Source organism: Roseovarius sp. A-2 (assembly GCF_002072155.1).
Classification (GTDB): Bacteria; Pseudomonadota; Alphaproteobacteria; order Rhodobacterales; family Rhodobacteraceae; genus Roseovarius.
Genome location: NZ_BDIY01000005.1, coordinates 33,697 through 47,173, shown reverse-complemented (window position 1 = coordinate 47,173; position 13,477 = coordinate 33,697). Strand labels below are relative to the sequence as shown.

12 protein-coding genes are annotated in these 13,477 nt (G+C 63.8%); 6 read left to right on the top strand and 6 right to left on the bottom strand.

The window, feature by feature from the left end:
• Window positions 1–48: 48 nt before the first annotated feature.
• Both rimO and BHD06_RS08615 read left to right on the top strand, forming a co-directional pair.
• Entirely contained in the window at window positions 49–1,425 is a 1,377-nt protein-coding gene (gene rimO / locus BHD06_RS08620; protein ID WP_080456595.1) for a 30S ribosomal protein S12 methylthiotransferase RimO, read from the top strand.
• A 189-nt stretch (window positions 1,426–1,614) separates the two neighbouring features.
• Complete coding sequence (locus BHD06_RS08615; protein WP_080456594.1) at window positions 1,615–1,989, top strand: thiol-disulfide oxidoreductase DCC family protein; 375 nt, start codon at window positions 1,615–1,617, stop codon at window positions 1,987–1,989.
• Window positions 1,990–1,993: 4 nt separating this feature from the next.
• On the opposite strand, the gene BHD06_RS08610 is transcribed toward BHD06_RS08615, so the two are convergent.
• The 4 genes from BHD06_RS08610 to BHD06_RS08595 form a co-directional block, all read right to left on the bottom strand.
• Window positions 1,994–2,764 (bottom strand): IclR family transcriptional regulator, encoded by a 771-nt coding sequence (locus tag BHD06_RS08610; RefSeq protein WP_080456593.1) that lies wholly within the window; start codon window positions 2,762–2,764, stop codon window positions 1,994–1,996.
• A gap of 13 nt (window positions 2,765–2,777) precedes the next feature.
• On the bottom strand, window positions 2,778–4,139 hold the full coding sequence (locus BHD06_RS08605; protein ID WP_080456592.1) for a TRAP transporter large permease: 1,362 nt from the start codon (window positions 4,137–4,139) through the stop codon (window positions 2,778–2,780).
• A 1-nt stretch (window position 4,140) separates the two neighbouring features.
• Window positions 4,141–4,809: a TRAP transporter small permease gene (locus BHD06_RS08600; protein ID WP_080456591.1), complete on the bottom strand. Its 669-nt coding sequence runs from the start codon at window positions 4,807–4,809 to the stop codon at window positions 4,141–4,143.
• A 94-nt stretch (window positions 4,810–4,903) separates the two neighbouring features.
• On the bottom strand, window positions 4,904–6,139 hold the full coding sequence (locus BHD06_RS08595) for a TRAP transporter substrate-binding protein (RefSeq protein ID WP_080456590.1): 1,236 nt from the start codon (window positions 6,137–6,139) through the stop codon (window positions 4,904–4,906).
• 117 nt (window positions 6,140–6,256) lie between these two features.
• On the opposite strand from BHD06_RS08595, the gene BHD06_RS08590 reads away from it, so the two are divergent.
• Window positions 6,257–7,864 carry a GMC family oxidoreductase gene (locus BHD06_RS08590; protein ID WP_080456589.1) on the top strand — a complete coding sequence of 536 codons (1,608 nt, stop codon included), beginning with the start codon at window positions 6,257–6,259 and terminating at the stop codon, window positions 7,862–7,864.
• Between the two features lie 40 nt (window positions 7,865–7,904).
• Here BHD06_RS08590 and clpB read toward each other — a convergent pair whose 3' ends face one another.
• Window positions 7,905–10,523 (bottom strand): ATP-dependent chaperone ClpB, encoded by a 2,619-nt coding sequence (gene clpB / locus BHD06_RS08585; RefSeq protein WP_080456588.1) that lies wholly within the window; start codon window positions 10,521–10,523, stop codon window positions 7,905–7,907.
• A gap of 238 nt (window positions 10,524–10,761) precedes the next feature.
• Between clpB and BHD06_RS08580 the strand changes: the two genes are divergently transcribed.
• Together BHD06_RS08580 and pyrF are read left to right on the top strand one after the other, a co-directional pair.
• Window positions 10,762–11,022 (top strand): hypothetical protein, encoded by a 261-nt coding sequence (locus BHD06_RS08580; RefSeq protein WP_080456587.1) that lies wholly within the window; start codon window positions 10,762–10,764, stop codon window positions 11,020–11,022.
• 90 nt (window positions 11,023–11,112) lie between these two features.
• Window positions 11,113–11,805: an orotidine-5'-phosphate decarboxylase gene (gene pyrF, locus BHD06_RS08575; protein ID WP_080456586.1), complete on the top strand. Its 693-nt coding sequence runs from the start codon at window positions 11,113–11,115 to the stop codon at window positions 11,803–11,805.
• A gap of 12 nt (window positions 11,806–11,817) precedes the next feature.
• On the opposite strand, the gene BHD06_RS08570 is transcribed toward pyrF, so the two are convergent.
• The gene (locus tag BHD06_RS08570) at window positions 11,818–12,399 is read right to left on the bottom strand and encodes a DUF1285 domain-containing protein (RefSeq protein WP_080456585.1); all 582 of its coding nucleotides are present in this window, start codon (window positions 12,397–12,399) and stop codon (window positions 11,818–11,820) included.
• A 69-nt stretch (window positions 12,400–12,468) separates the two neighbouring features.
• Here BHD06_RS08570 and BHD06_RS08565 point away from each other — a divergent pair, with 69 nt between their 5' ends.
• Window positions 12,469–13,476 (top strand): MoxR family ATPase, encoded by a 1,008-nt coding sequence (locus BHD06_RS08565; protein WP_080456584.1) that lies wholly within the window; start codon window positions 12,469–12,471, stop codon window positions 13,474–13,476.
• The last annotated feature ends 1 nt before the right edge of the window (window position 13,477 follow it).

The window sequence follows — 13,477 nt, the reverse complement described above, 5'->3', positions numbered from 1 at the left end:
CCGCTTTTGCCCCTTCCCGCGGGACCGGGCAGAGGCTATATCGCGGCCATGTCACAAAACCCGCCCAGCCTTCGCCCCGACCTCGCCCCGCGCGCCCGCCTGACCGAGGCACCGCGCCACGGCCAACCCACCATCGGCATGGTTTCGCTAGGCTGTCCCAAAGCGCTGGTGGACAGCGAACGCATCCTCACCCGGCTGCGCGCCGAGGGTTACGGCATCTCGCCCGATTATACCGGCGCGGATGCGGTGATCGTGAACACCTGTGGATTTCTCGACAGCGCCAAGGCCGAAAGCCTCGAGGCCATCGGCGAGGCGCTGACCGAGAATGGCCGGGTGATCGTCACCGGCTGTCTGGGGGCCGAGCCCGACTACATCACCGGGGTGCATCCCCGCGTCCTTGCCGTGACCGGCCCGCACCAATACGAGCAGGTGCTCGACGCGGTCCATGCCGCCGTGCCGCCCAACCCCGACCCGTTCATTGATCTTTTGCCCGCTTCGGGGGTGCGCCTGACACCACGCCATTACAGCTATCTCAAGATTTCCGAGGGCTGCAATCACAAGTGTAAATTCTGCATCATCCCCGACATGCGCGGGCGTCTTGCCAGCCGCCCCGCCCATGCGGTGATCCGCGAAGCCGAAAAGCTGGTCGAAAGCGGCGTGCGCGAATTGCTGGTGATCTCTCAGGACACCTCCGCCTACGGTGTCGATATCAAACATGCCGAGACGAATGGCCATCGCGCTCATATCACCGATCTGGCGCGCGATCTGGGGAGCTTGGGCGCATGGGTGCGGCTGCATTACGTCTATCCCTACCCGCATGTGCGCGAGTTGATCCCGCTGATGGCGGAAGGGCTGGTGCTGCCCTATCTCGACATCCCGTTCCAGCACGCCCATCCAGACACTCTCAAACGCATGGCCCGCCCCGCCGCCGCCGCGCGCACCCTTGACGAGATCGCCGCCTGGCGACGCGAGTGCCCCGACATCGCCCTGCGCTCCACCTTCATCGTCGGCTATCCCGGCGAAACCGAGGCGGAATTCCAGACGCTTCTGGATTGGCTCGACGAGGCGCAGCTCGACCGGGTCGGCTGTTTTCAATACGAGAATGTCGCGGGCGCGCGCTCCAATGCCCTGCCCGATCACGTGGCCCAAGAGGTCAAACAGGACCGCTGGGACCGGTTCATGGCCAAGGCGCAGGCGATCTCGGAGGCCAAGCTGGCCGCGAAGGTCGGCCAGCATCTCGACGTTATCGTGGACGACATCGACCAAGACGGCATCGCCACCTGCCGCACCAAGGCCGACGCCCCCGAGATTGACGGGAACTTGTTCATCGACGAGGGGACAGAGGCGCTCTCACTCGGCGATATCGTCACCGTCGAGGTGGATGAGGCCGGGGAGTATGATCTGTGGGGGCGCGTCCCCGCCTAGTGGCCCACCAAAAATACTCTGGGCGGCACCTCCCTCCCCCGTCATCCTCGGGCTTGACCCGAGGATCTCTCGTCAGACGCATGCCCCGGAGCCTCGCTGTCGCGGACATTTTGGCGTGCCATGACGACGCAGGATGCGCGCTCTTCCCGTGACCTCCTCCCGTTCTAGATAACGCAAGAGGAGGCCCCGATGACCACTGAAACCCATGTGCTCTATAATGCCCGCTGCCCGGTCTGCCGGGCCGAGATCGACCGTTACCGGGGCTATGCCGAGGCGCGTGGCCTGCCGATCGCGTTTCACGACCTCAACACCCGCGATCTGGCCGATTGGGGGATCGGGGCCGATGCCGCCGCAAAGCGGCTGCATGTGCGGCAGGGCGGGCGCATCCTGTCGGGGGTCGATGCCTTCATCGCGCTCTGGCGGGCATTGCCGCGCTATCGCCGGATCGCGCGGATCGTGTCGTTGCCGGGGCTGCGTCAGGCCGCGCATCTGGTCTATGAGCGGCTTCTTGCCCCGCGCCTCTATGCCCGGCACCTCGCGCGTGAGGGGCGGGCAGCGTCGTGACGGTTCACTCCCCGCTCACCAAACTTGACAGATCCACCGCCGCCTCGCGCATCTGGTGCAGATAGCCGAGCGCGCGATCGATGTCGAACCGCTGCGTCGGCGCGTGAAACGACAGCGTCGCCATCAGCCGGCCGTTGATATCGAGCACCGGCACCGCGAGCGCGATCATGTCCTGCATGAACTCTTCGCGATCGAGCGCATAGCCGCTGTCGCGCACCAGCCGTATCTCGTCGATCAGTGCCTCGGGATCGGTGAGGGTGTTGGCAGTTCTCGCGCGCAGATCGGTCGCCGCGAGGTATTTCTCCAGATGCGTCCGCGCCAGTGAGCTGAGATACATCTTGCCGCTCGCCGTGCAGTAGAACGGGACCCGCGTACCGATGGGCAGTTGGATGCGCAGCGGCCATTCGGTCTCGACCCGCTCCAGGTAAGTCATCGCGTCACGATCCGGCAGGGCGATGTTGCAGGTCTCGCCGATCTCGCGGCTTAGCCGCTTGAGAATGGCCTGCCGCGCCGTGCGGATGCGCAGCGATGACAGGATGCCGCCCGCCATGGTGCGCAGCCGCGGCCCCGGCGAATAGGTGCGCCCGTCCATATCGCGTTGCAGGAATCCCTCCTCTTCCAGCGTGGCGAAGAGCCGGTGAATGGTCGGCTTGGGCAGGCCGAGCCGCGCATTCACATCCGTGGGCGTGACCGGCACACCGGCCCGCGCGATCTCTTCGATCACCAGAAGCAGGCGCAGGTTTGTCGGGATCGTTCCCGTGTTGTCACCGTCCATGACTACCCCATCGTCAGCGGTTCGGAAGCAAGGCCGTCGATAGCTCTGGTACGAGGGCCACGATAAACCAGACCGAAAGCAAAGCCACCAGATACGGGACGGTGTAGCGCAACAGGCGGAAATAGGGAACGCCCGTCACACCCGAGGCGACATAGAGATTGAGCCCGTAGGGCGGCGTGATAAACCCGATGGAGGCCCCCACAAGGAAGATCACCGCGAATTGAACCGGCTCCACCCCGACCGAATGCGCGATGGGGGCCAGGATCGGCGCGAGGATAATCGTCACCGGCAGACTTTCCAACACCATGCCGCAGACGAAGACAATCGCCATCGAGGTGAAGAGCACCGCGTAATAGCCGCCCATCGAGGTGACGAACCCGCCGATCAGCTCCTGCGCGCCCAGCACCGACAGGATCTGCTGCATCACCACCGACACCGCGATCAGCGGTGCCAGGATGCCGGTGATCTGCGCCGAGCGCATGGTGATCGCGGGCAGTTCCAGCGGGCTGAATCCTTCGACGACTAGCATTTCCGAGACCCGCTTTTCGCTGACATCGCGGCCCTTGGCCCCGCCCATGATCTTGTAGAGTGGCAGGCTGATGAAACCCACGATCACGCAAAAGCCCACGGTCACGCCCGCAGCTTCGGTGGGCGAGAACTTGCCGGTATAGATGCCCCAGAGCACGAGGCCGATGGCAAAAAAGCCGAGCCAGGCACCGATTGCGGTCTTGATCACCCGCATCGGGCTGAGCGTGATCAGAATGCCCCACTTGTTGCTAAAGCAGATCAGGAAGGCCGCGAACATCATTGCGCCCACCATCAGCGCGCCTGGAATGATCCCAGCCACGAACAACTCCGAAATCGGCAGGTTCAGTAGAAAGCCGTAGACGATGAAGATGATCGAGGGCGGGATGATGATGCCGACCGTACCGCCCGCCGCTGCGGTGGCCGCCGAGAACCGCTCGTCATAGCCGCCCTTGACCATCTCGGGATGCAGCATCGAGCCGATGGTTGCCGTGGTGGCCGAGTTCGACCCCGAGATCGCGGCAAAAAGCCCGCAGGCACCAAGCGAGGCCATCGCCAGCCCGCCGCGTATCCAGCCAAGGCAGGCATAGGCGAAATCCGACAGTCGGCGCGCGATGCCCGAGCGGTTGATCAGATCACCCGTCAGGATAAACAGCGGCATGGCCAGCAGCGCAAAGCCATCGGTGAACACATCCGCCAGCGCCCCGCCGATATTCTGGAGCGGCATCCCGAGGACGAAAGATACGCCGATCACCCAGTAGCCGATCACCAGAAAAACCGGCACGCCCAGCATGAAGAGAAACGTCACCGCGATGGAAATGAGCGTGACGAGGGTTGAAGGGTCGGTCATGTCAGTCACCTCCGATCACGGATTGGGTGATAAGCGTGTCGCCGTTTCGGTAATTGGCGATGTCGCGCAGCGCGTTCTCGATCACCCGAGCCACCAGCGTGGTGAATGCCAGCGGCACCGACAGCAGGAACCACCATTGCATCACGTTGTCGGTGCCCAGCATGATCTGGAAATTCGCTGCCGAATTGACCGCGACCTTCATCGACGTCACCACAACCACCCAGGAAAACCCGATCCACAGCAGCGCATCCAGCATCAGGCAGCCCATCTGCCCGGCGCGCGGCATGGCGGTGCGAAACTCGGCAAAGGCCAGATGCGTGCGAAGCTTGACGTTATAACTGCACCCGAACCACGTCATGATCAGAAACAGGAACGGCGGCAGCGTGGTCGACCACGGCGCCTGCTGCGACAGCACGAAGCGGCGGAACACCTCGACAAAGATGATCCCGCCGATGGCGAGGTAAGAGACGACCATCAGCGATTGTTCAAGATTGCGCTCGGCCCAAGGCACCACGCGGTAGAGGGTCAGAAAGGCGATCGCGACCACCAGCATCGCGATCAGGCCCAACGGCCAGGTCGCCGGTGCGCGCATCGCCTCGCTCAACATCCACGAATCGCCCGAGGCGAGGGCACCAAATATCTCCCCCATACCCTGAAACCAGCCGGTCATGCCCACTCCTTCTCTTTGGGTTGCCGTATGTCGCGGCCGAACGTCTCGGCGGCTTGAAGCCGGGCCGCGCGCGGCCCGGCCCTATGCTAGGCGATCAGGCCGAACGCCACCAGCGACGCGGCTCGACATTCTCGGGCAAGGTATCCACGGGGATCTCGCGCGCGGTATCGTAAATCTCCTGATAGGTGTCGATGCCCCCGGCCCAGCCGTTGAGTCTCTCGCGCCATTGCGCCCAAGGCTCGGGGTTGAACTCGGGCGAGCACATTTCCTCGGCCATCTTGATCTGATCGTCGGCGAGAAAGGCAGGCCGCACGCCGTGCTCGGCAAAGATCGTGCCGGGCAATTGCGGATCGGAAAACCCGACAGTCTTGATCAGTGCCGCCTCGTTCGCTGCCTGAACCTGGACCTGCGCCAGATAGGCCGATTCCATAATCGCATCCTGCAGATGCGGCTCCATCGCATCAAAAACGCGCACCGACATCGAAGTATGCTCGGTTCCGCAGAAGAACTTGAGATCGACCGATTGGCTGACCACCGGCGACATGTTGGCATAGGCCACCGCCGACGCCCAGGTCTCGGCCCCGTCGATCAGGCCCTGCTTGAGCCCGTCCAATGTTTCTTCCCAGGCCACCGGCACCGGGTTGAGGTTGAGAAGCTGCATAGCGATACGGCCCAGTTGCGTGCCAGTCACGCGGTTCTTGGTGCCGAACAGCTCTTCGAGCTTGGTCACGGTCGGTTTCTCGGCAAAGTTGTTGCCCAGCTGGATGCCGCGCAGTTCGCAATGCGAGAACAGGAATTTCAGCCCGTGACGGTTTTCCAGCGGCTCGCGCAGCACGCGCTGCGAGGCCGGGGAATAGAGGAAATGGTACTGCGCCGCCCGGCTGGGAAACATGTAGGCATAGTCCAGCACGTTGAGATAGGGCGCACCGCCCGCCGAGTTCTGCGTCGAGGCGGCATACATGTCGATCACGCCGGTCTGGGTCTTTTCGACACAGTTGAGCTGGCCGCAAATCTGGTTGTCGCCGATGAATTCGACACGAATCTCGCCTTCCGTCCGCTCCTCCAGGTCGCGGGCGAACTCCAGAACGCCGGCACGCTCGATCAGCAGGTTGCGCGCGTTGAAACCCGAAGCCCCCAGTTTCAGCGTGTGCTTGGGCTCCTTGGCAAAGCGTTTTTCATAGGTGCTCTCGGCGGCGCGTGCGAGGGAGGGCAGACTGACAGCCCCCGTCAGCGCACCCGCACCCATGACCACGGATGACAGGCCAAATTGGCCTGACAGACGGAATAAATCCCTCCGGGAAATCCCGGCTAGGGCTTTCGATGCTTTCATGGTTCCCTCCCTGAAATTGCAATATTGATACTTGCGGTATCATTATTGGTCAACTTATGGTCAATGTGGCAAGGAAAAACTTTTTTCCTCTCAAACGCATCGAAAGGTCATTGAAAAATGTCTGAAATTTCTGCGGATTACGTGATCGTCGGCGCAGGCTCTGCTGGATGCGTTCTGGCGAATCGCCTCTCCGCCGATCCCAAGACCAAGGTTGTGCTGATGGAGGCGGGTGGGCGCGACTGGAACCCGTGGATTCATATCCCGGTCGGGTATTTCAAGACCATGCACAACCCGAGCGTCGACTGGTGCTACCGCACCGAGCCCGATCCGGGGCTCAATGGCCGCGCGATCGACTGGCCGCGCGGCAAGGTTCTGGGCGGGTCGTCGTCGCTCAACGGCCTTCTGTATGTGCGGGGCCAGCCGCAGGATTACGACCGCTGGGCGCAGATGGGCAATCCGGGCTGGGGGTGGGACGATGTGCTGCCGCTCTTCAAACGATCCGAGCGGCAGGAACGCGGCGCGGATGACTATCACGGCGATCAGGGATCGCTCTGGGTGTCTAACATGCGCCTGCAACGGCCGATCTGCGACGCCTGGGTCGCAGCGGCGCAAGAGGCGGGCTATCCGTTCAACCCCGATTACAACGGCGCGACACAGGAAGGCGTGGGCTATTTTCAACTGACCACGCGCAACGGGCGGCGGTGTTCCTCCGCGGTGGCCTTTCTAAACCCGGTGCGGGACCGCGAGAACCTGACGATTGTGACCCGCGCACAGGCGAGCCGGATCACCTTTGACGGCACCCGCGCGACCGGTGTGGCCTATCGCGACCGTGCGGGGATAGAGCATACGGCGCGCGCCGGGCGCGAGGTGATCCTCTCATCGGGGGCCATCGGCTCTCCGCAGCTAATGATGCTGTCGGGCCTGGGCGAAGCCGCGCATCTGGCCGAACACGGGATCGAGGTGCGGCGCGACCTGCCCGGCGTGGGGCGCAACATGCAGGATCATTTACAGGCGCGGCTGGTGTTCAAATGCAATGAGCCGACGCTAAACGACGAGGTGCGCAGCCTGTTCGATCAGGCGCGTATCGCGCTGAAATACGCGATGTTCCGTGCGGGTCCGATGGCGATGGCCGCGAGCCTTGCCACCGGGTTCATGCGCACCGGCGATCATGTAGAAACCCCCGACATCCAGTTCCACGTGCAGCCTTGGTCGGCGGACAGCCCTGGCGAGGGGGCACATCGCTTCTCGGCCTTCACAATGTCGGTCTGTCAGTTGCGCCCCGAAAGCCGGGGCGAAATCCGCCTCGCCTCTGCCGATCCGAACACCTATCCGAAAATCCATCCCAATTACCTCGCGACCGAAACCGACTGCCGGACCATTGTTGAGGGCATCCGCATCGCCCGCCGCATCGCCCGGCACGCGCCGCTCACGACCAAGATATCCGAGGAATTCCGCCCCGACGCCTCGCTTGATATCGACGATTACGACGGCACGCTCGACTGGGCGCGCAACTATTCCACCACGATCTATCACCCAACCGGCACCTGCAAAATGGGCCAAGGTCCGGGCGCGGTGGTCGATGCGCGGCTGCGCGTACATGGCATCACCGGGCTGCGCGTCGCCGATTGCTCGATCATGCCCGAGATCGTCTCGGGCAATACCAACGCCCCGGCGATCATGATCGGGGAAAAGGCATCGGACATGATTCTCGAGGATCAGGCTTGACAAAAAACGCCCCCCGGCCATGCCGAGGGGCGATTGCGGATCAGTGGACCACCGCGTCGGCGGGCGGGTCCTGGGTGGTTGTCCCCACCCGGTCGCCGATGATCAGCCCGTCGGGGCCTGCTGTGACCGGCACGGTCGCGCCGTCGAGGATGTCGCCCGCAAGCAGCGCCTCGGCGAGCGGATCCTGCAAGGCGCGCTGGATCACCCGCTTGAGCGGACGCGCGCCGAACACCGGATCATAGCCCGCATCGGCAAGCCATGTCTTGGCGGCATCGTCGAGTTGCAGCGCAATGTTGCGGCTGGCCAGACGCCGGAGCAGGCGGCGCAGCTGGATTTCGACGATCCCGTCCATATCCTCGCGGTTGAGGCGGTCGAAGATGATCGTCTCGTCGAGCCGGTTGAGGAATTCAGGGCGGAAATGGGACCGCACCGCATCCATCACGTCGCGCTTGGCCTCCGCCGAATCCGAGCCTTCGGGCAGCTGGCTGAGCGCCTGTGAGCCCAAGTTCGAGGTGAGCACGATCAGGGTCTGCTTGAAATCCACGGTGCGCCCGTGACCATCAGTCAGCACCCCGTCATCGAGCACCTGCAACAGCACGTTGAACACGTCGGGATGCGCCTTTTCGACCTCGTCGAATAGCACCACCTGATAGGGGCGGCGGCGCACGGCTTCGGTCAGCACCCCGCCCTCGTCATAGCCGACATAGCCCGGAGGCGCGCCGATCAGACGAGCGACCGAATGTTTCTCCATGAATTCCGACATGTCGATGCGCACCATCGCTGAGTCGTCGTCAAAGAGGAACTCGGCCACCGCCTTGGTCAGTTCGGTCTTGCCTACGCCGGTCGGCCCGAGGAAGAGGAAGCTGCCCAGGGGCCGGTTCTCGTCGTTGAGGCCCGCGCGGGCGCGACGCACGGCGTTGGCCACGGCCTTGACCGCCTTGTTCTGGCCGATCACGCGTTGATGCAGGTTGTCTTCCATGCCCAGCAGTTTTTCGCGCTCGCCTTCCAGCATCTTGGCGGTCGGGATGCCGGTCCAGCGTTCGACGACCTGCGCGATCTGCTCGGGGCGCACGGCCTCTTCGACCATGACATCGTCATCGCCTTGGCTCTCGGCCTCACTCAGTTGCTTTTCAAGCTGCGGTATGACGCCATAGCTGAGCTCGCCCGCCTTGGCGAGATTGCCTTCGCGCTTGGCGATGTCGAGCTCGGCGCGGGCGCGGTCGAGTTGCTCCTTGATGTCGCGGGCGCTGGCCAGCTTGTCACGCTCGGCCTGCCATTGCGCGGTCATCTCCGAGGATTTCTCCTGCAACTCGGCCAGTTCCCGTTCCAGCTTGGCCAGCCGGTCCTTGGAGGCGGCGTCGTCCTCCTTGCGCAGCGCCTCGGCCTCGATCTGCTTTTGCAGGATGTCGCGGTCGAGCGCGTCGAGTTCCTCGGGTTTGCTGTCGACTTCCATGCGCAGACGGCTGGCGGCCTCATCCATCAGGTCGATGGCCTTGTCGGGCAGGAAGCGGTCGGTGATGTAGCGGTGGCTGAGCGTCGCCGCCGCCACCAGCGCCGAATCCGAGATGCGCACGCCGTGATGCAGCTCGTATTTCTCCTTGATGCCGCGCAGGATGCTGATCGTGTCCTCCACCGTCGGCTCCTCGACCACAAGCGGCTGGAACCGGCGGGCCAGCGCGGCATCCTTTTCCACATGCTTGCGGTATTCGTCGAGCGTGGTCGCGCCGATGCAGTGCAATTCGCCACGCGCGAGCGCCGGTTTGATCAGGTTGGCGGCATCCATCGCGCCATCGGCCTTGCCCGCGCCCACCAGCGTATGCATCTCGTCGATGAAGAGGATGATTTCACCGGCGGCCTGCGTCACCTCATTGAGCACGCCCTTGAGCCGTTCCTCGAAATCGCCGCGATATTTCGCACCCGCGATCAGTGCGCCCATGTCGAGCGACAGCAAGCGCTTGTTGCGCAAGGATTCAGGCACGTCCCCATTGACGATGCGCAGCGCGAGGCCCTCGGCGATGGCGGTTTTACCCACGCCCGGCTCACCGATCAGAACCGGGTTGTTCTTGGTGCGGCGGCTGAGCACCTGCATGGCGCGGCGGATTTCATCATCGCGCCCGATGATGGGGTCGATCTTGCCTTCGCGGGCGGCCTTGGTCAGATCGTGCGCGTATTTTTCCAGCGCCTCATAGGTGTCCTCGGCGCTCGCCGTGTCGGCGGTGCGGCCCTTGCGGATGTCGTTGATCGCCTCGTTGATCTGCTGCGCGCTGATACCGCCTGCATCAAGCGCCTCCTTGGCCGGACTTTTCACGACGGCAAGCGCAGTCAGGATGCGTTCCACGGGCACAAAGCTGTCACCGGCTTTCGAGGCCAGCTTCTCGGCCTCCGCCAGCACCTTGCCGGTTTGCTGGTCCATATAGGTCTGGCCCGCATCGCCCGAGACCTGCGTTATCTTGCCAAGCGCCAGATCGTTGGCCTGCATCACGCGCGCGGGATCGCCGCCGCCGCGTTTGATCAGGTTGCTGGCCAGACCCTCGGGATCGTCCAGCAGCGCCTTGAGCAGATGTTCGGGGGCAAGTTTCTGATGGCTTTCGCGCATCGCGATGGTCTGTGCGGCCTGAATGAAACCGCGCGACCGCTCCGTGAACTTGTTGAAGTCCATGGTCGTTCTCCTTTTCTCAAGCGTTCCCCCGGTGCCGCACCCTAATCAAGGCATGCAGCGGTCGGGGACCTTGAATAGTAAATGGGGAACGGCCGTGTGAGGTTCAAGACAGACCCTCCCCGAAATCGCAGCCTGCCACATTTTTGTGACCCCGGCTTGGATCAACCCATTGCGATACCGATATCTTCTGTAGTTATCCACAGGCCCCGCGCGGGCCATCAGACAAAGGATCGGACTCATGCAACATCAGCCATGCCGGATCGGACCAGTGCGCTACAATCCCCAACAGGGCGCGTTCGAGGCAGTCGTGGACATCATGCAGGGCGCAGTTGCAATCGGCTATGCCGTTCACTTCCCGGCACCGCTCACGGCGGAGTATGACCGGGTCATGCGAGGCCTGCGCGAACGGGCGGAACGGTTGCACCGGTCGGGCCGTGCCGGGCTTCGGATGCTGCGCCTGACGGAGCACGTGATCGCCGCGCACTCGCATGCCGCCTGACCACGGCCGCGTGACACAGAGGGCTTGACGCCCTGCGGGCGCGCCGCGACAAGGGCGCAGCATCCTGCCCCTGCTTCCGGAGTGTTCCCGATGTCCGATGACCGCCTGATCGTTGCCCTCGACCTGCCCAATGCGCTGGAGGGCTTGCAGCTTGCCGAGGCGCTCGGGCCCTCGGTCAGCTTCTACAAGATCGGGTTGGGGATGCTGACGGGCGGTGGGCTGGCGTTGGCCAATGAGCTCAAACAGGAGCATGGCAAGCGGATTTTCCTCGATATGAAACTGTTCGATATCGGGGCCACAATCGAGGCCGCAGTGCGCGGGCTGGCGCAGTTCGATCTGGATTTCCTGACGGTGCATGGTGATCCGCATGTGGTGCGCGCAGCCAAGGAAGGCGCGGCGGGCAAGCCCTTGAAAATCCTTGCCGTGACGATCCTGACCTCGCTCGACCGGGCCGATCTTGATGCCGGGCTGATCAAGCCGGGCGATCTGCCCGATCTGGTGGCCGAGCGCGCGGGGCGGGCGTTCGAGGCGGGGGCCGATGGCGTGATCGCAAGCCCGCAGGAGGCCGCGATGATCCGCGCCCTTCCACAAGCGACGGGGCGGCTGATCGTGACACCCGGCGTGCGACCAACGGGCAGTGCCCTGGGCGATCAGAAACGGGTGGCGACCCCAGCGCAGGCGGTGACCGACGGGGCCGATCATATCGTGGTGGGCCGTCCCATCTGGGCGGCGGAAGACCCGCGTGCCGCCGCCAAGTCGATCCTTGCCGAGTTGCGCGGCTGACCGGCGATCGGCTCAGGGTAATTCATCTTCCGGAATGATGCGGAAGAACGCGCCGCCCGACCACAGACCGAACCAGCCCCCCGAACAATCACCGATCTCGACCAGCCGGTAAAAACTCTTGCGGTCGATGAGCGCCTCGAGATTGGCGCGCACCAGCACGTAAGGCGCGGGCTCTCCGGTCTCGGGGTCGCGCGATACACGAATCGGATGATCCGGCCCGGCGGTGACGTGATCGCCGACATTGGTCTCGAATCGCAGGGTCTGTTCCTGCCCTGCCCCCTCGGGCTCGATATCGACGGCGACGAAGGGTGCATCGTCCACGGTGATCCCGACCTTTTCGACCGGGGTGACCAGAAAATAATCATCCCCGTCGCGGCGCAGAATGGTCGAAAAAAGCCGCACAAGAGCGGGGCGCGTGATCGGCGTGCCCTGATAGAACCACGTGCCGTCACGGGCGATCCGCATGTCGAGATCACCACGAAATGGCGGATTCCAGTCGTGCACGGGGGGCAGCCCGCGCGCTTGCTTGGCAACGGCGCGAGCCGAGGCGGCGAGGCCCTCGGCTGACGGGGTTGTGAGGGGTTTGTCGCTCATTGCTTTTGCCATTTCTGTCTTGCGCGATACACTCTAGGCTGAAGATATAGTTCTGACAGGAGTTTTGCCATGACCGATGACCCCGATCTTCTCGCCGGTCTCGACGCGCTGGAAGGCAAATTGGCGCAGGCCCGCGCCTCAATCACACGGCGGTTCATCGGTCAGGAGCGGGTGGTCGACCTGTCGCTTTCGGCGCTTTTGTGCGGCGGGCACGGGTTGCTCATCGGTCTGCCCGGTCTGGGCAAGACCCGACTGGTGGAAACGCTCGGCACGGTGATGGGGCTCAACACCAACCGCGTGCAGTTCACCCCCGATCTCATGCCCGCCGACATTCTCGGCAGCGAGGTGCTGGAAACCTCGGAGGACGGAAAACGCGCCTTCAAGTTCATCGAAGGTCCGATTTTCTGCCAACTGCTGATGGCCGACGAGATCAACCGCGCGAGCCCGCGCACGCAATCGGCCCTGTTGCAGGCGATGCAGGAACGGCAGGTCACGGTCGCGGGTCAAAACCGCAGCCTGACGCCGCCCTTCCACGTACTCGCCACGCAAAACCCGATCGAGCAAGAGGGCACATACCCCCTGCCCGAGGCGCAGCTTGACCGCTTTCTAGTGCAGATCGACGTGCCTTATCCCGACCGCGACACCGAACGCGCGATCCTGCTCGCCACCACCGGGGCCGAAGAAGAGGAGGCGCATGGCGTCTTTACCCCCCAGGAGTTGATTGACGCGCAACAGACGTTGCGCCGCATGCCGGTGGGCGAAAAGGTGATGGAGGTCATTCTCGATCTGGTGCGCGCCTGCCGTCCCGAAGATGCGAGCGCCGATGACCGGGTACGCGAGAGCGTCGCCTGGGGCCCTGGCCCGCGTGCAGCACAGGCGCTGATGCTGACGGTACGGGCGCGGGCGATGCTGCAGGGCCGTTTGGCACCCGATGCCAGCGACGTGGCCGCAATGGCACAGCCGGTGCTGGGGCATCGCATGGCGCTCAATTTCGCAGCACGGGCCCGGGGCGACAGCCTCAACTCGTTGATCGCGCGCATGGTCGAGGATGTGACACAGGTTCAGGCCGCAGCCTGAC